A 17,055-nucleotide genomic window follows, 5' to 3' on the forward strand; every position below is an offset into this window, starting at 1 on the left:
GCTCCTCAGGGCAGGGGTGAGCGGGGCGAGGCCAGGGGGAGGCGCGGCGGCAGCGGTCGCCGCCGACGGGAGGACGGTAGGGGCTGGTCGACGCGCGCCTGCGTCACGGGGTCGAAGACGTGCAGGCCGCCCTCGCGGACCCGCAGGTGCACCGTCTCCCCCACCGCCGCGGCCGAGCGGGGCTCGGTGCGGACGACGACGTCGGCGGTGTGCAGGACGTCGCCGTCGTCGGAGGCGCCGAGGGTGGCGTAGAGGTAGGCGTCCGCGCCCAGCTGCTCGACGACGTTGACCACCACGGGCACGCCCTCGCCGGGCCCTCCGTCACCGGGCACGGCGGTCTCCAGCGCCTCGGGGCGGAAGCCGACGGTGACCTTCCCGGTGGCGGCGGCGGCCCGGTCGAGCAGGTCCCGCGGCACCGGCAGCACCGCGCCGGCGAGCCGCACGCCGCCGTCGACCGCCGTCCCGGTGACGACGTTCATCGCCGGCGAGCCGATGAACCCGGCGACGAAGGTGTTGGCCGGGCGGTCGTACAGGGCGCCGGGGGTGTCGCACTGCTGCAGGACGCCGTCGCGCAGCACCGCCACGCGGTCGCCCATCGTCATCGCCTCGACCTGGTCGTGGGTGACGTAGACGGTGGTGACGGCCAGCCGCCGCTGCAGGGCGGCGATCTGGGTGCGGGTCTGCACCCGCAGCTTGGCGTCGAGGTTGGACAGCGGCTCGTCCATGAGGAACACCTGCGGCTGGCGGACGATCGCCCGGCCCATGGCCACCCGCTGCCGCTGGCCGCCCGAGAGCGCCTTGGGCCGCCGGCCCAGGTAGTCCTCGAGGTCGAGGATCCTCGCCGCCTCGGCCACCCGGCGGCCGATCTCGTCCTTCGGGACGCCGGCGATCCTCAGCGCGAAGCCCATGTTCTGCTCGACGGTCATGTGCGGGTAGAGCGCGTAGTTCTGGAAGACCATCGCGATGTCCCGGTCCTTCGGCGGGGCGTCGGTGACGTCGCGGTCACCGATCCGGATGCTGCCGGCGTCGATCTCCTCCAGGCCGGCGAGCATGCGCAGCGAGGTGGACTTGCCGCAGCCCGAGGGGCCGACGAGGACGAGGAACTCGCCGTCGCCGATCTCCAGGTCCAGGCCGTCCACGGCGGGCCGGTCCGACTTCGGGTAGGTGCGGGTGGCGGAGTCGAAGGTGACGGTGGCCATGGCTCAGGCGCCTTCCGGGGTGCGGGGGACGGAACGGTCGGACGGGCGCCTCATCCCTTCACCGCGCCCTGCATGATGCCGCCGACGATCTGCTTGCCGAGGACGACGAAGACGACGAGCACCGGCAGGGTCCCGACGAGGGTGCCGGCCATGATCACCGCGGTGTCGGGGACGTAGCCGCCGCCGAGACCGGCCAGCGCCACCTGCACGGTCGGGTTCTCCGTGGTGAGGGCGATGATCGGCCAGAAGAAGTCGTTCCAGGCGGTGAGGAAGGTCAGCATCGCCAGCACCGCCATGGCGGGCCGGGCGACCGGGACGACGACGGACCAGAAGGTCCGCAGCGTCGAGGCGCCGTCGACCCGGGCGGCCTCGAGCAGCTCGTCGGGCAGTGCCTGGGACAGGAACTGCCGCATGAAGAAGACGCCGAAGGCGCTGACCAGCGTGGGCAGCACGACCGCCTGCAGGTGGTCGACCCACTGCAGCCGGGCGACGAGGATGAACAGCGGGATGATCGCCAGCTGGGTCGGCACCATCATCGTGCCGACGACGAGCGCGAGCAGCGCCTTGTTGCCGCGAAAGCGCAGCTTGGCGAAGGCGAAGCCGGCCAGCGTGCTGCACAGGACGGTGCCCACGGTGATGCAGCTCGCGACGACCACCGAGTTGACGATCGCCAGGCCGATCGGCGCCTCGTCCATGGCCCGGCCGATGTTCGTGAACAGGTCCGCGTCGGGGAGGAACGGCGGCGGGGTGCCGGCGAGCTCGGCGTTGGTCTTCGACGCCGCGACCGCCGTCCAGTACAGCGGGAAGACCGACAGCAGCGCGGTGAGCCCGAGCAGCACGTAGGTCACCGGCCCGGCGGAGGTCACCTTCCGGGCCCGGCGGCGGCGCCCGGCGGGAGCGGGGGCCGGGGCGGACGCGGCCCGCTCCGGTGCGGAGGCGAGGGTGGTCATGACGGCTCCTACCGCTCGGCCCGGGCGCGCCGGCGGGCGACCAGCCCGTAGACGCCGACGACGACGAGGATGATCAGGAACATGGTCCAGGCGGTGGCCGCGGCCTGACCGAGACGGAAGTTGGTCCAGCCCTGGTCGTACATCAGCAGGCCGAGGGTCTGGTACTGGTTCGAGACCCCGCCGCTGGTCATGCCGTTGCCGCTGAACAGCAGCGGCTCGCCGAACAGCTGCACCGCGCCGATCGTCGAGACCACGATCGTGAACAGGATCGTGGGCCGCAGCGACGGGATGGTCACGTGGAGGAACTGCTTCCAGCGGCTGGCGCCGTCGATGGTGGCGGCCTCGTACAGGTCGTTCGGGATGGCCTGCATGGCGGCCAGGTAGATCAGCGCGTTGTAGCCGGTCCAGCGCCACGTGACGATCACCGAGATGGCGATCTGGCTGGTCCAGGTCCCGCTCTCCCAGTCGACCCGGTCGAACCCGACCGCCTCGAGGCCGGCGTTGACCAGCCCGTAGTCGTGACCGAAGAGCTGGGCGAACACCAGCGTGGCCGCGGCGATGCTGGTGGCGTAGGGCATCAGCATCGCGACCCGGAGGAAGGTCCGGCCGCGCAGCCTGTAGTTGAGCAGGTGTGCCAGGCCCAGGGCCATGGCCAGCTGGGGCACCGTCGAGAGGATGCCGATGGTGAGGGTGTTCCGCGCGGCGTTCCAGAAGAACTCGTTCTGCAGCAGCTCGGTGTAGTTCCCCAGGCCGACGAACTCGGCGCCGTCGATGTCGGACAGCCGCACCTCGTGCAGCGAGATCCAGGCGGTGTAGAGGAACGGGTAGAGGCTGAAGGCGGCGAAGAGGACGAAGAACGGGGCGACGTAGGCGTAGCCCCAGCGGTTGCGGGTGAGCCGGGACCGGCGGCGGCCGGCCGTGGTGCGGACGGGCGGGCTCGGTGGAGCCGGTGCGGCGGCCGCCGCGACCCGGGGGTCGTCGCTGGCGATGGTCATGCCGGGCCTTCCGGGGAGATCACGAGCAGGGTCCCCACGAGGGGGTGGAGCCGGCCGGCGCCGGGGCGGGTGGACTCGCCCCGGCGCCGGCCGGGGTCTGTCAGCCGCCGACGACCTGTTCGATCTCGTCGAGGGCCGCCTGGAAGGCGTCGTCGGGGGAGGTCCCCTCGGCGACCGTGCTCAGGGCGTTGGTGAACGCCTCCTGGATCTGGGTGTCGTAGGGACCGATCGGCGTGAACCGCAGCGCCGCCGCCGACTCCCCGAAGATCTGCCCGACCGGCGCCCCGCTGAAGTAGTCGTTGGTCGCGTCGGACACCTGCGGGTCCTCCGCCGCCTCCTGGCTGGACGGGAAGTGCGCCTCCCGGGTGAACATCTTGATCTGCTGCTCGGGCGCGGTCAGCCACTCGACGAGGGCGATGGCCTCCTCCTTGTGCTCGCTGGACTCGGTGACGCCGAGCCAGGAGCCGCCCCAGTTGCCGGCACCGCCGGGCAGCGGCGCGACGTCCCAGGTGCCCGCGGCCTCCTCGCCGGCCTGCCCGCTGATGTAGCCGAGCATCCAGGCGGGGCAGGAGATGGTGGCGAACGCGCCGTTGGCGAAGGCGGAGTTCCACTCGTCGCCGAACTGGATGAGGTTGGCCGTCATCTGCTCCGCGGCCGCCACGCTGGCGTTCTGCCAGGCCGTGGCGACGCCGTCGCTGGAGTCGGGGATCGGGTTGCCGTCCGCGTCGTTGTAGGCGGTCTCGCCCTGGTAGACGGCCGCGGAGAAGACGCTCGCCGGGCTGTCGACGAACGAGCTGCCCTCCGGCTTGGTCGGCGAGGCCTCGTACTGCCGGCCGAGCTCGAGGTAGCCCTCCCAGGTCGACCACAGCGAGGCGAGCCGGGTGCGGTCGGTGGGCAGGCCGGCCTGCTCGAACAGGTCGCGGCGGAAGCACATGGCCTCGGGGCCGGCGTCGGTGCCCAGGCCGATCACCCGGCCGTCGGAGGTGGTGGCCTCCTCGACCTTCCAGTCGTAGAAGTGGCCGAGGACCTCGTCCGCGTCGCCCTCCGCGGCGAAGTCGACGAACGCGTCGGCGTGGTTCTCCACAACGTCGGCGACGAAGCCGATCTCGATGCCCTGGATGTCGGCGAGACCGGAGCCCGCCGCCAGCCGGGTCTGCAGCGCCCGGTAGTAGTCGGCCGACCGCTCGACCGACTCCTCCTCGATCCGGATCTCCGGGTGCAGCTCCATGTACTCGTCGTAGAGCCCGGCCTCCTGGAACCCGAAGGTCCCGAACAGGCCGAGGTCGAGGGTGATCGTGCCGTCGTCGTCGGAGCCGGAGCCCCCACAGCCGGCGGCCATCAGCGTCGCGACGAGCGCGGCGCCCAGCGCCGCCCTGCGTCTCGGGGGAACGGTCATCGGTCCTCCTGGATCGGTTCGCGGACAGCGGCGTCCGGGCTGCGGTGACGTTCGTGAAAGCGCTCTCACGAGCGGTGGGAGCAGAGTGGCGGGGGTCACACTCCCGTGTCAAGAGAGCGCTCTCACGGTCTGTCGGGGACCCGTGGCGTGCACCATGGACCCCCACGACGACGGAGGAGGTCACGTGACGACGGTCGCTGGTCGCGGGGCCTCGCCCACCCTCGACGAGGTCGCGCGGCTCGCCGGGGTGTCCCGCGCGACGGTGTCCCGCGTGGTCAACGGCTCCCCGAAGGTGCGCCCGGAGGCCCGGCGCGCGGTCGAGGAGGCCGTCGCGCAACTGCACTACGTGCCCAACCCGGCGGCCCGCAGCCTGGTCACCCGGCGCACCGACACCATCGCGCTGGTGCTCTCGGAGTCCAACGTGCAGGTCTTCAGCGACCCGTTCTTCGCCCGGATCGTGCGGGAGCTGTCCGGGGCGCTGGCCGACACCGAGATGAACCTCGTCCTGCTGGCCGCCCGGGGCGGGCGCGAGCAGGAGAAGGTCGGCCGGTACGTGCGCCAGGGGCACGTCGACGGCGTCATCCTCGTGTCCCCGCACCGCGACGACACGCTGCCCGGCGTGCTCGCCGAGGCCGGCGTGCCGCTGGTGCTCTCCGGCCGCCCGCCGGACGGCCGCGACGTCTGCTACGTCGACGCCGACAACGCCGGGGGTGCGCGCAGCGCGACCGAGCACCTGCTCGCCTCCGGCCGGCGCCGGGTGGCCACCGTGACCGGCCCCCAGGACATGATCGCGGGCCTCGACCGCTCCGCCGGCTACCGCGCCGCGCTGGACGCCGCGGGTGTCGGGCTCGATCCCGCGCTGGTCGCCGAGGGGGACTTCACCGAGGCCGGCGGCGCCCGCGCGATGGCCGAGCTGCTCGAGCGGGCACCCGACCTGGACGGCGTGTTCGTCGCCTCCGACCCGATGGCCGTGGGGGCACTGCGCGCGCTGCGGGAGGCCGGCCGCTCGGTGCCCGGCGACGTCGCCGTCGTCGGGTTCGACGACGCCGCGGTGGCCGCCACCACCGACCCGCCGCTGACCACGGTCGCCCAGCCGCTGGGCGAGATGACCCGCCACATGACCGACCTGCTGCTGCGCCAGGTCGAGGGCTCCGCGGAGGTGGAGGCGCGGGTCTGCCCGACCCGGCTCGTGCGGCGCGCCTCCGCCTGAGGTCGCGAGGGTCCCCGCTCAGGTCGCCCAGGCGGGGCGGGCGGGATCGACGCGCCACACGACGGCGACCCCGCCGCCGGGGCGCAGCACGACGCCGTCGGGGACGTCGGGGCCGTCCGCCCCCAGCCACAGCCGGGCGTCGGGGCGGCCGAGGTCGACCCAGCCCGCGGGGGCGCGCACGACCTCGTGCGCCGGGGCCGCGCCCGGGTCGGCCGCGCGCAGGTAGGCCTGCAGCACCCGGGCGCCGCCGGGTCCGGCGACCTCGTCGTGGTCCAGCCCGGTGCCCGCGCGCAGCACCCCGACGTCGCCGGCCGCCAGCGGGGCGTCCCCGCCCCACCGGTGGGTGAGCGAGCCGGCCAGCACGACCGCGACGACGTCGACCGCGCGGTGCGCGTGCACGCCGTAGCCGGCGCCGGGCGGCAGCCGGTCGTCGGTGACCCGCAGCAGCGGGCCGAGCGAGCCGTCGCCCGGCTCGAGCAGCGGGGCGCCCTCGACGTCGGTCACCGCGCGGCGTCCCGCCCGGGCAGCGCCGCCGGACCGCCGGGCAGCCCGCCGGCGACCAGGGCGACCAGCAGCGACCACGCCGCCCCCAGGCACAGCCCGCCGACGACGTCGGACGGGTAGTGGACGCCCAGCCACACGCGGGTCAGCCCGACCAGCACCGCGAGCGCGACCCCCGCGGCGACGGCGGCGCGGCGGCCGGGCGCGGTCAGCCGCGGCCAGGCCAGCACCAGCGCGACGGTGACCAGCGTGGCGATGCCCGAGGAGTGCCCGCTCGGGTAGCTCAGCCCCTCGTACACCAGGCCGCCGTTCTCGAACGCCGGTCGGGCGCGCCCGACCAGCTCCTTGAGCGCGGTGGTGAGCGGCCCGACGGCGGTGACCGCGACGACGACCCACAGCACGGTGCGCCACGCGCGGCGGCGGACCAGCCAGACCAGCACGGGCAGGGACACCAGCACGCGGAACCAGGTGACGCCCGGGGTGGTGAGCGTCTCCAGCAGTGCGCTCACCGGCGCCGAGCGGTCGTCCCCGGCGTACAGCTCCCGGCTGACCGCGTCGTCGAGGCGCACCTGCGGACCGAAGCGGGCCGCCACCCCGGTCCCGAGCAGGGCGAGGACGGTAAGGCCGGCCCCGATCGCGCGGAGCACCCGGCGGCGGGCCCGTGCGGGCGCGGTGGTCGGGGCGGTCACTCCCCCACTCTCCCCGACGCAACGGGCCGTGACACGCTGACCGCGTGGCCCACCGGGTGATCGACCGCCCGCCGACGGCGGCGACGCTGCGGCGGCTGGAGCGCGCCTCCGGGGCCATCGCCACCCGCGCCGTCGCCCGCATGGACGAGGACCTGCCCTGGTTCCGCACCATGCCCGCCGACCAGCGCTCGTGGGTCATGCTCGTCGCGCAGGCCGGCATCGCCTCGCTGGTCGAGTGGTGCCGCTCCCCCGACCGCCCGCCCCGGCTCACCGGCGAGGTGTTCGGCGCCGCGCCCCGCGACCTGGTCCGCGCCGTCCCGCTCAAGCAGACCGTCGACCTGGTCGAGCTCACCGTCCAGGTGATGGACGACCACGTCGAGTCGGTGGCCGAGCCCGGCGACGCCGACGCGCTGCGCTTGGCCGTGCTGCTGTTCAGCCGCGAGGTCGCCTTCGCCACCGCGCACGTCTACGCGAGCTTCGCCGAGAACCGCGGTGCCTGGGACGCGCGGCTGGAGGCGCTGGTCGTCGACGCGCTGGTCCGCGGCGAGCGCTCCGAGGAGCTGCCCGGCCGCGCCTCCGCGCTCGGCTGGGACGGCACCGGCCCGGTGGCCGTGCTGGTCGGGGTCGCCCCCGCCGACGGCGACACGCACGCCGACGTCCGGCGCGCCGCCCGCTCGCACCGCTGCGAGGTGCTCGTGGGCGTGCACGCCGAGCAGCTGGTGGTGGTGCTGGGCGGCGCCGAGGACCTGCGGTCGGCGGCCGAGCGGGTCACCGAGGAGTTCGGGCCGGGCCCGGTGGTCCTCGGCCCGGTCGTCGACCGGCTCAGCGCGGCCGGCGGGTCGGCCGCGGCGGCGCTGGCCGGGCTCCGGGCCGCGCGCGCCTGGCCCGGCGCACCGCGGCCGGTGCCCGCCGACGCGCTGCTGCCCGAGCGGGCCCTCGACGGCGACCCGCTGGCCCGCGCGGCGCTCACCGAGCGGGTCGTGCTCCCGCTGCGCACCGCCGGCGGCGACCTGCTCGAGACGGTGCGGGCGGTGCTGGCCGGCGGCGGCAACCTGGAGGCCACCGCGCGGGCGCTGTTCGTCCACCCGAACACCGTCCGGTACCGGCTCAAGCGGGCCGCCGAGGTGACCGGCCAGGTGGCCACCGACCCGCGCGGCGCCTGGACGCTCCAGGTCGCGCTCGCACTGGCCGACCTGGGCGGCGAGCGCTCCCTCTGGCACTAGCGGGGCCCGGGGCCGCAAGGGGTCCTGCAGTGTTGTCCACCACGGATCGGCACCGCGACGGCTCGTCCGGGCTCCGCTGTTGTAGGAACCCTCCAAAGCGCAGCGGTGTCCTTTCGTGCCGGACGAGCGCGCGGGGGACCGTGACCAATGAGACGGTGGTGAGGTGCTGGCCGTCCTCGCACCCGGGCAGGGTGCGCAGAAGCCCGGGATGCTCACCCCCTGGTTGGAGCTCCCCGGCGCCGAGTCCTTCTTCCGCTGGGCCGGGGCGGTCGCCGACGCCGACCTGCTGACCCTGGGCACCACCGGCGACGCCGAGGCGATCCGCGACACCGCGGTCACCCAGCCGCTGGTCGTCGCGATGAGCCTGTTCGTCGCCCGTGAGCTCGGCGGCCTGCCCGGCCCGGTCGCGCACAGCCCGCAGACCGGCCGCGACGTCGTCATCGCCGGGCACAGCGTCGGCGAGCTCACCGCGGCCGCGCTGGCCGGCGTGCTGTCGGTCGAGGCGGCGATCGCGCTGACCGCCGTCCGCGGCCGCGCGATGGCCCGCGCCTGCGGGCTCACCCCGACCGGCATGTCCGCCGTCCTCGGCGCCGACCCCGACGAGCTGGAGAAGGCGCTCGAGCGGCACGGACTGGTCGCGGCCAACCTCAACGGCGGCGGCCAGGTCGTCGTCGCCGGGCCGCTCGACGGGCTGGCCGCGCTCAAGGCGGAGCCGCCCGCGAAGGCGCGGGTGGTGCCGCTGTCGGTGGCGGGCGCGTTCCACACCTCCTACATGGGCCCGGCCCGCGAGGAGCTCGAGGGCCTGGTCGGCGGCCTGCGCCCGGCCGACCCGAGCCGGCTGCTGCTGTCCAACGCCGACGGCGCCGCCGTCGACTCCGGCGCCGAGGCGCTGTCCCGCCTGGTCAGCCAGGTCACCAGTCCGGTGCGCTTCGACGCGTGCCTGGCCACCCTGCGGGAGCTCGGCGTCACCGCGGCCATCGAGCTGCCGCCGGCGGGCGCGCTGGCGGGCCTGGCCAAGCGCGAGTGGAGGGGTGCCGAGGTCGAGGTGCTCGCGCTGGCCGGCCCCGGCGACCTCGACCGCGCCCGCGCGCTCATCGACGCCGCCCGCGGCCGCCCCGAGGCCGAGCACCAGCCCGACTGGCGCGTCGTCGTCTCCCCCGTCCGCGGCACGGTCAGCCCCGCCGACGTCCCCGAGGGCACCCACCTGCCCGCCGGCACCCCCCTCGGCTGCGTGCGCAGCCGCCGCGAGGAGGTCAAGGTCTCGGCCGGGTACGACGGCGTCCTCGCCGAGTGGCTCGTCCAGGACGGCGACCTCGTCGACGCCGGCGACCCGCTCGCCCGTCTCTACCCGGAGGTCCCCGCGTGAGCATCCGACTGCCGAAGGGCGCCCCCGGGGCGCGCATCCTGGGCCTCGGTGGCTACCGGCCCCGCCGGCGCGTCACCAACGACGAGCTCGCCCAGGTGATGGACACCAACGACGAGTGGATCCAGACCCGCGTCGGCATCGCCGAGCGCCGCTGGGCCTCGGAGGACGAGACCCTGCAGGAGATGGCCGTCGCCGCCGGCGGCAAGGCGCTGGCCGCCAGCGGCCTGGCGCCCGACGAGGTCGACCTGGTGATCCTCGCCAGCGCCAGCCTCAAGGAGCCGATCCCCGGCATCGGCCCGCAGGTCGCCCACCGCCTGGGCATCCCCCGCCCCGGCGCGTTCGACCTCAACGCCGGGTGCGCCGGCTTCTGCTACGCGCTGGAGGTGGCCTCGGCGGCCATCCGCGCGGGCTCGGCGCGCAACGCGCTGGTGGTCGGCGTCGAGCGGCTCACCGACGTCGTCGACCAGACCGACCGCTCCACCGCGGTGATCTTCGCCGACGGCGCGGGGGCGGCCGTGGTCGGCGCCTCCGACGAGCCGGGCATCGGCCCGGTGGCGTGGGGCAGTGACGGCGACCAGTTCTCCGCGATCGAGATCGTCGCCGGTTCCAAGGGCATCTCGATGGCCGGCCAGGCGGTCTACCGCTGGGCCACCACCCGGCTCACCGACACCCTCATCCAGGCGATGGAGTCCGCCGGCGTCGGACCCGAGGACATCGACGTGTTCGCCCCGCACCAGGCCAACCTGCGCATCGTCGAGTCGATGACCCGGCGGCTCGGCTTCGGCAAGGAGACCGTCGTCGCCCGCGACATCGTCCAGGCCGGCAACACCTCCGCGGCGTCGATCCCGCTGGCGCTCACCGCGCTGATGGAGTCCGGCGAGGCCAGGAGCGGCGACCTCGCGCTCGTCCTCGGCTACGGCGCCGGCCTCACCTTCGCCGGCCAGGTGCTCGTCCTGCCCTGAGCGGCACCCCAGACACCCGGGACGTCCGGGCCCGACGGCGGGCAGCGCCCGCCCCCACCGAGAGAGAGGACCCCCGCGTGAGCGAGGACATCCAGGCAGGTCTGGCCGAGATCCTGGAGGAGGTCGCCGGGGTCGCCCCCGCCGACGCCACCCCGGAGAAGTCGTTCACCGAGGACCTCGACGTCGACTCCCTGTCGATGGTCGAGATCGCCACCGCCGTCGAGGACAAGTTCGGCGTGGCCATCCCGGACGACGAGCTCGGCAACATCAAGACCGTCGGCGACGCCATCAGCTACATCCAGAAGAACCAGGGCTGAGCCGGGTCCCCGGCCGCCCGCGCCCGCACGCCCCCAGGAGAGGACCGTCATGAGCTCGAACGACGACGTCGTCGTCACCGGCCTCGGAGCCACCACGCCCCTCGGTGGCGACGTCGCCAGCACCTGGGACGCGCTGCTGGCCGGACGGTCGGGGGTCCGCCGCCTCGACGACGACTGGGTCAAGGAGTTCCCGGCCCAGCTCGCCGCGACCCTGGCCACCGACCCCGTCCAGCAGCTCGACCGGGTCCGCGCGCGCCGGCTGGACCGCAGCCAGCAGGTCGCGGTCATCGCCGCCGAGCAGGCCTGGGCCGAGTCCGGTGCCGCCGACGCCGGGGTCGAGCCCGAGCGCATCGCCGTCGTCTTCGGCACCGGCATCGGCGGGGCGCTGACCCTGCTCGGCCAGGACGACGTCCTGGAGGAGAAGGGCCCCAAGCGGGTCTCCCCCTTCACCATCCCGATGCTCATGCCCAACGGCCCCGCCGCGGCCGTCGGGCTGGCCATCGGCGCCCGCGGCGGCGTGCACGCCCCGGTCAGCGCCTGCGCCTCCGGCGCCGAGGCGATCCGCTGGGGCCTGGACCTGCTGCGCTTCGACCGCGCCGACGTCGTCCTGGTCGGCGGCGCCGAGGCCGTCGTCCACCCGCTGCCGATGGCCGGGTTCGCCGCCATGCGGGCGATGAGCACCCGCAACGACGAGCCCGAGCGCGCCTCGCGCCCGTTCGACAAGGGCCGCGACGGGTTCGTGCTCGGTGAGGGCGCGGCCGCGCTGGTCCTCGAGCGCGCGGGCTTGGCCAGGGCCCGCGGCGCCCGGGTGCACGCCCGGCTCGCCGGTGCCGGCGCCACCGCCGACGGCTACGACCTGGTCGCCCCGCACCCCGAGGGCGAGGGCGCCGCCCGCGCGATCGGCGCCGCGCTGCGCGACGCCGGCGTCGACCCCGCCGACGTCGGCCACGTCAACGCGCACGCCACCTCGACGCCGGTCGGGGACACCGCCGAGGCCGCCGCGATCCGCAGCGCCGTGGGCGACCACGCGCTGGTCACCGCGACGAAGAGCCAGACCGGCCACCTGCTCGGCGCCGCCGGCGCCCTGGAGTCGGTGTTCACCATCCTCGCGCTGCGCGAGCAGGTCGTGCCCGCGACGGCGAACCTCGACGACCCCGACGACGACGCCGCCGTGCAGGCCCTCGACATCGTCCGCCGCGAGCCGCGCCAGGCGTCCCTCACCGCCGCGGTCAACGACTCGTTCGGCTTCGGCGGCCACAACATCGCGCTCGTCTTCACGACCGCCTAGCGCACTCCCCGCCCGGCCCCCGGGCCGGCCCCGCACTCAAGGCCCGCCCCTGGAGGTCCGGTGACCACCGTCCACGCCGTCCCGACGCTGCCCAGCCCCGACCCGCGCGACCCCGAGGACCGCCTCGCCCGCTTCTTCGACGCCGGGTCGGTGGCCCTGCTCGCCCCCCGCGACACCTCGGGCGTCATGGCCGCGCGCGGGACGGTGGCCGGCAGCCCCGCCGTCGCCTTCTGCACCGACGCCACGGTGATGGGCGGCGCGATGGGGATCGACGGCTGCCGGCACATCGTCGACGCCATCGACACCGCGCTGCGTGAGCGCGTGCCGGTGGTCGGCATCTGGCACTCCGGCGGCGCCCGCCTGGCCGAGGGCGTGACCGCGCTGCACGCCGTCGGCGAGGTGTTCGCCGCGATGGTGCGCGCCTCGGGCCGGGTGCCCCAGGTGTCGGTCGTCCTCGGCCCGGCTGCCGGCGGCGCCGCGTACGGGCCGGCTCTCACCGACCTGGTGATCATGGGGCCGGCCGGGCGGGTGTTCGTCACCGGCCCCGACGTGGTCCGCTCGGTCACCGGCGAGGACGTCGACATGGAGCGCCTCGGCGGCCCGGACACCCACGGCCGGCGCAGCGGCGTCGTGCACGTGGTCACCGAGTCCGAGGCGGCGGCCCTGGAGACCGCCCGGCAGGCGGTGGACCTGTTCGCCGCGCAGGGCTCCTTCGCGCCGGCGTCGGAGGCCCCCGACGTCGACCTGCGCTCCCTGCTGCCCGAGCAGCCGCAGCGGGCCTACGACGTCAAGCCGCTCGTGGCCGCCGTGCTCGACGGGCCGGGGCTGGAGCTGCACCCGCGCTGGGCGCCGAACGTGGTCACCACGCTCGGCCGGCTGGGCGGTCGGACGGTCGGCGTGATCGCCAACAACCCGCTGCGTCTGGGCGGCTGCCTGGACTCCGCGTCGGCGGAGAAGGCCGCCCGCTTCGTGCGGATGTGCGACGCCTTCGGGGTGCCGCTGGTGGTGCTGGTCGACGTCCCCGGCTACCTGCCCGGCGTGGGCCAGGAGTGGGACGGCGTGGTGCGGCGCGGCGCGAAGCTGCTGCACGCCTTCGCCGAGGCGGTCGTGCCGCGGGTGACGCTGGTGACCCGCAAGTCCTACGGCGGGGCCTACATCGCGATGAACTCGCGCTCGCTCGGCGCCACCGCCGTCTTCGCCTGGCCCGGCGCCGAGGTCGCGGTCATGGGCGCCAAGGCCGCCGTCGGCATCCTGCACCGCAAGAAGCTGGCCGCGGTGCCGCCGGCCGAGCGCGAGGCGCTGCACGCGCAGCTGGCCGCCGAGCACGAGCGGATCGCCGGCGGGGTGAACCGGGCGCTGGAGATCGGCGTCGTCGACGAGGTGGTGGAGCCCTCCCGCACCCGCCGCCGGCTGGTCGAGGCCCTCGCCTCGGCCCCGGCCGGCCGTGGCGCCCACGGCAACATCCCGCTCTGAGGAGGTCCCCGCTGCCCCGCGCGGCGGGGCCGACCGCCCACCGGACGAGTTCCCGTCCGGACGCCGGGAGGCCCGCCACCGCTGCAGCGGTGGCGGGCCTCTCGTGTGGAGGTCGCCCGGACGCCGCTTCCCCGACGGCGTCCGGACGACCTGGTGTGCAGCCTACGACGAGGGGGCGGGGTGCCTCACGTCGTGTGCCCTGATCGTGACCTGCGACTCCGCTCCGGACGCTCAGACGACCTGGTGCAGCCAGGTGGTCTGGCTGCCGTCGCCGGCGTAGCGGTACACCTCGAGGTCGGCGTCCCAGGCCGCGCCGAGGAGCTGGTCGACGCCGTGGCGGAACGCCTCCACCGACGTGGCGGTCGCCGCGAGCGTCCGCAGCTGCTGCTCGGTCACGACGATGTCGCCGTTGGCGCTCGTGGGCGCCCGGAAGACGCCGTGCCCGGGCACGTAGGACATGCGCTCGCCGTCGTTGCCGTGGCTGGCCTCTTCGGTCACCTCGAAGCGCAGCATCGGCCACGCGCGCAGCGCGGCGACCAGCTTGGCGCCCGTGCCGGGGACCCCGGTCCAGGCGACCTCGGCACGGTAGGCACCGTGCGCCGCGGGCTGGTCGGCCCACGACAGGGAGACCGGCGCGCCGATGACGCGTTCGAGCGCCCACTCGACGTGCTGGCAGAGCGCCTTCGGGCAGGAGTGCACGAAGACGACACCCTGGGTAGACCGTCGCTGCACGAGGCACCTCCATCGACTCGATCGGTCTCGTCTTCCCCAACGGACGATCGATTCGGTGACAGGCTGTGGTCAACGGCGGCGGACCAGGGCTCCCGGTGACAGTGTGCACGATGAGGTGCCGGTCGCGCCAGTGCGGATGCAGCGACTGTTCCGGATGTGACCACACCCGCCACGCGCGTCACGGAAGTGCTGGTCAGCGCCATACCACGACCACCGGCGCAGAGTCCAACCCGGGGTCGGACCGCCTCGACGCTACACCGTGGCTCCCGTCACGGGCCGTTGCGGGAGCCCGTGTCGCATACGGAACTCCGTCGACCGCCGGTGACGCTCGGTGAGCGGCCTGCGGGAGTGTCGGTCACCCTGCGAGATCGGCGACCCGGTCCCCGCCGGCCGCCTTGGCCCGGTACATCGCCTCGTCGGCGCGGTGCAGCACGCCCGCGACGTCGTCGTCGGGGTGCACGGGGGCACAGCCCACGCTGGCGGTCACCCCGCAGCCGGTCCCGACCTCCGCGACGGCGGCGCGCAGGCGGTCGGCCAGCAGGACGTCGTCGGCGGGCAGCAGGGACCCGGCGAGGACGGCGAACTCGTCACCACCGAGCCGGGCGACGGTGTCGGTCTCGCGGACCACCCGGCCCAGCGCGGCGGCGACCGAGCGGAGGACCTCGTCGCCGGCGGCGTGGCCCCGCCGGTCGTTGACCGCCTTGAAACCGTCCAGGTCGACGATGCAGACCACCGCCCGCTCGCCCCGGCCGGCGAGGCGCACGGCCCGGCCGACGCGGTCGAGGAAGACCCGGCGGTTGGGCACGCCGGTGAGCGGGTCGGTGGTGGCCAGCGCCTCCTGGGTGCGCAGCAGCAGCACCTGCCGGTCGTGGGCGGCCCACTGGTTGGCCGAGGACAGCGTGCAGATCAGCGTGACCGTGCCGAGCACGGTGGCCACCAGCAGCGAGTGCGCATCCGGCGGGCCGGCGACCAGGGTCGCGTACGCGGTGGTCATGAGCGTGCCGGTGAGCACCACGCCGGCCGGCGGGTAGGCCACCGCCATGTAGACGAGGACCAGGAAGAAGATCACCGACAGCGGGCTGTCGGTGCCGCCGTCGAGCCGCGCAGCGGTGGCGACGATGGCCGTCACGGCGGCCGTCCAGACGGAGAACAGCAGCGGGCCGCGCAGGTCGCGGACGATCCGGTGCAGCGGCAGGAGGAGCAGCAGGGGCGTCAGGACGACGACCGAGCCGGCCAGCGCCAGGAGGACGGGGTGCCGGTGACCGGGGGTCGGGGTCGTCAGGGTGTAGACCAGGCAGGCCCAGCCGGCGATCTCGCTGAGCAGCACGCCGGTGTGCACGTGCCGGACCCAGAAGCGGGCGCGCTCGTCGTCCTCGGCCAGCGGCCGGTAGAGGCCGGCGCCGAGCCAGGCGGGCGCGGCACGCCGCGGCCGGCGCGCGGTCCCCGCCTCGGCACGCCGCACCCCTGCCCCGTCCACGCTGGGGTTCTCGGCCGATCTCGTTCCGTTCTCCACTCGGACGCACGTGCCACTCCCCCGACGGGGTGGGTAGGGGCCGGGGCATGGGACGGGACGACGGGACGCGCGGGATGGCCGATGCCGGCCGGGACGTGGTGGGGCCGATGGTGCTCGGCGCCTGGGACGCCTTCCTCGAGCAGGCGGCCGCGGTGGACCTGGACCGGCCGACGCGGCTCCCGGGCTGGCGGGCGCACGAGGTGTGCGTGCACCTGGGCTGCTGGCCCGACCACGCCGCCCTGGCCGACCTGGTGGCCTCCGCCCGGGCCGGCGGCACCGGGACGCCGGCCGACGTCGACGCGACCAACGCCCGGGTGACCGCCACCCACCGCGACGCCTCGCGGGGGGAGGTCCTCGCCGCGCTGCGCCGCAACCGGGAGGCGACCGAGCGCTACCTGACCGAGGAGCCCGTCGAGCTGGACGCCGCGCCCGCGGTCTCCACGGTCGGGCGGCTGCCGATGCTGTCGGTGGTCCTCGGTCAGGCCTACGAGCTCGCCGTGCACGGCCTGGACCTGGCACCGCTGGGCGCTCCCCCGGTCCCGGCACGGGTCCTGGACGCCGGGCTGGCCGCGCTGGCCGACGTCACCGGCGCGCTGGCCGCCTCCTCGGGCATCGCCGGCGGCGCCGCCCTGGTGACCCCCGGCGGCGGGTGGGTCTTCGCGGCCGACCCGCCGGGCTGGACGGTGCGGCCGGTGGGCGGCACGCGGCCCCGCGGCGCCGTCGTCGAGGCCGCGGCCGACGTCCTGCTGGAGTCGGCGTCGGGGCGGACCAACCCGGCCGCGGCGCTGGTGCGGCGCCGGCTGCGGGTGCGGGACCTGCCGGAGCTGATGCGGCTGGCCCCGATCGTCGAGTCGGCGCCGGGCATCCCCGGCGGGCCGATCCTGGCGCTGGCCGCGCGGACCGTCGGGGGCGCCGGCGACCTGCTCGGCCGGTTCCGCGGGCGCCGCTAGCTGTTCTGTCCCGCGAGGTCGTTGACGGGGATGCGGCTGATCGGTGGCCGTCCGCCGAGGGCGGTGTGGGTGCGGTGATGGTTGTAGGTGTGCAGCCAGCCGGGCAAGGCCGCGGCCCGGTCTGAGCTGGAGTCAAACGGGCGCGCGTAGGCCCATTCCTCAAACAGCGTGCGGTTGAACCGCTCGGCCTTGCCGTTGGTCTGCGGCCGGTAGGGCCGGATCCGGCGGCCCTCGGCGCCCAGGTCGGTCAGGGCCTGGCGCCAGGCGTGGCTGTGCCGGTAGGCGAAGGCG

17 protein-coding genes are annotated in these 17,055 nt (G+C 75.4%); 8 read left to right on the top strand and 9 right to left on the bottom strand.

Annotated features, from left to right (window positions below; all coding sequences use genetic code 11):
* Positions 1-5: 5 nt before the first annotated feature.
* From ACI8AB_RS15530 to ACI8AB_RS15545, 4 genes are all read right to left on the bottom strand, one after another.
* A complete protein-coding gene (locus ACI8AB_RS15530; RefSeq protein ID WP_456950837.1) occupies positions 6-1,199 on the bottom strand; it encodes an ABC transporter ATP-binding protein in 1,194 nt (397 codons plus the stop codon).
* 50 nt (positions 1,200-1,249) lie between these two features.
* Positions 1,250-2,149, bottom strand: a complete 900-nt coding sequence (locus ACI8AB_RS15535) for a carbohydrate ABC transporter permease (RefSeq protein WP_456950838.1) — start codon at positions 2,147-2,149, stop codon at positions 1,250-1,252.
* An 8-nt stretch (positions 2,150-2,157) separates the two neighbouring features.
* Complete coding sequence (locus tag ACI8AB_RS15540) at positions 2,158-3,144, bottom strand: carbohydrate ABC transporter permease (protein WP_456950839.1); 987 nt, start codon at positions 3,142-3,144, stop codon at positions 2,158-2,160.
* A gap of 100 nt (positions 3,145-3,244) precedes the next feature.
* Positions 3,245-4,540, bottom strand: coding sequence for an ABC transporter substrate-binding protein (locus tag ACI8AB_RS15545; protein ID WP_456950840.1), 1,296 nt, complete (start codon positions 4,538-4,540; stop codon positions 3,245-3,247).
* 184 nt (positions 4,541-4,724) lie between these two features.
* Between ACI8AB_RS15545 and ACI8AB_RS15550 the strand changes: the two genes are divergently transcribed.
* Positions 4,725-5,750 carry a LacI family DNA-binding transcriptional regulator gene (locus tag ACI8AB_RS15550; RefSeq protein WP_456950841.1) on the top strand — a complete coding sequence of 342 codons (1,026 nt, stop codon included), beginning with the start codon at positions 4,725-4,727 and terminating at the stop codon, positions 5,748-5,750.
* An 18-nt stretch (positions 5,751-5,768) separates the two neighbouring features.
* On the opposite strand, the gene ACI8AB_RS15555 is transcribed toward ACI8AB_RS15550, so the two are convergent.
* Together ACI8AB_RS15555 and ACI8AB_RS15560 are read right to left on the bottom strand one after the other, a co-directional pair.
* Positions 5,769-6,254: a pirin family protein gene (locus ACI8AB_RS15555; RefSeq protein WP_456950842.1), complete on the bottom strand. Its 486-nt coding sequence runs from the start codon at positions 6,252-6,254 to the stop codon at positions 5,769-5,771.
* The gene (locus ACI8AB_RS15560) at positions 6,251-6,940 is read right to left on the bottom strand and encodes a phosphatase PAP2 family protein (protein WP_456950843.1); all 690 of its coding nucleotides are present in this window, start codon (positions 6,938-6,940) and stop codon (positions 6,251-6,253) included. The genes ACI8AB_RS15555 and ACI8AB_RS15560 overlap by 4 nt, the downstream gene beginning before the upstream one ends.
* A 44-nt stretch (positions 6,941-6,984) precedes the next feature.
* Between ACI8AB_RS15560 and ACI8AB_RS15565 the strand changes: the two genes are divergently transcribed.
* The 6 genes from ACI8AB_RS15565 to ACI8AB_RS15590 all read left to right on the top strand — a co-directional run bounded on the left by ACI8AB_RS15565 (position 6,985) and on the right by ACI8AB_RS15590 (position 13,569).
* Entirely contained in the window at positions 6,985-8,163 is a 1,179-nt protein-coding gene (locus ACI8AB_RS15565; protein ID WP_456950844.1) for a PucR family transcriptional regulator, read from the top strand.
* A gap of 163 nt (positions 8,164-8,326) precedes the next feature.
* Positions 8,327-9,529 carry an acyltransferase domain-containing protein gene (locus tag ACI8AB_RS15570; protein ID WP_456950845.1) on the top strand — a complete coding sequence of 401 codons (1,203 nt, stop codon included), beginning with the start codon at positions 8,327-8,329 and terminating at the stop codon, positions 9,527-9,529.
* The gene (locus ACI8AB_RS15575; protein ID WP_456950846.1) at positions 9,526-10,491 is read left to right on the top strand and encodes a beta-ketoacyl-ACP synthase III; all 966 of its coding nucleotides are present in this window, start codon (positions 9,526-9,528) and stop codon (positions 10,489-10,491) included. Before ACI8AB_RS15570 ends, ACI8AB_RS15575 begins: the two co-directional genes overlap by 4 nt.
* Positions 10,492-10,568: 77 nt before the next feature.
* Positions 10,569-10,808: an acyl carrier protein gene (locus tag ACI8AB_RS15580; protein WP_387984847.1), complete on the top strand. Its 240-nt coding sequence runs from the start codon at positions 10,569-10,571 to the stop codon at positions 10,806-10,808.
* Between the two features lie 49 nt (positions 10,809-10,857).
* Positions 10,858-12,096 (top strand): beta-ketoacyl-[acyl-carrier-protein] synthase family protein, encoded by a 1,239-nt coding sequence (locus ACI8AB_RS15585; RefSeq protein WP_456950847.1) that lies wholly within the window; start codon positions 10,858-10,860, stop codon positions 12,094-12,096.
* Positions 12,097-12,156: 60 nt separating this feature from the next.
* Entirely contained in the window at positions 12,157-13,569 is a 1,413-nt protein-coding gene (locus ACI8AB_RS15590; RefSeq protein WP_387984852.1) for an acyl-CoA carboxylase subunit beta, read from the top strand.
* Positions 13,570-13,800: 231 nt separating this feature from the next.
* On the opposite strand, the gene ACI8AB_RS15595 is transcribed toward ACI8AB_RS15590, so the two are convergent.
* Both ACI8AB_RS15595 and ACI8AB_RS15600 read right to left on the bottom strand, forming a co-directional pair.
* Complete coding sequence (locus ACI8AB_RS15595; RefSeq protein ID WP_387984854.1) at positions 13,801-14,301, bottom strand: DUF3145 domain-containing protein; 501 nt, start codon at positions 14,299-14,301, stop codon at positions 13,801-13,803.
* A gap of 355 nt (positions 14,302-14,656) precedes the next feature.
* Positions 14,657-15,778 carry a diguanylate cyclase gene (locus tag ACI8AB_RS15600; RefSeq protein ID WP_456950848.1) on the bottom strand — a complete coding sequence of 374 codons (1,122 nt, stop codon included), beginning with the start codon at positions 15,776-15,778 and terminating at the stop codon, positions 14,657-14,659.
* 83 nt (positions 15,779-15,861) lie between these two features.
* Here ACI8AB_RS15600 and ACI8AB_RS15605 point away from each other — a divergent pair, with 83 nt between their 5' ends.
* Positions 15,862-16,764: a maleylpyruvate isomerase N-terminal domain-containing protein gene (locus ACI8AB_RS15605; RefSeq protein WP_456950849.1), complete on the top strand. Its 903-nt coding sequence runs from the start codon at positions 15,862-15,864 to the stop codon at positions 16,762-16,764.
* Here the strand turns inward: ACI8AB_RS15605 and ACI8AB_RS15610 are convergent.
* The coding region (locus tag ACI8AB_RS15610; RefSeq protein WP_456950850.1) for an integrase core domain-containing protein at positions 16,761-17,055 on the bottom strand (295 nt) is incomplete at its 5' end. The genes ACI8AB_RS15605 and ACI8AB_RS15610 overlap by 4 nt on opposite strands.

The sequence above is a fragment of the Geodermatophilus sp. SYSU D00698 genome (genome assembly GCF_054050335.1).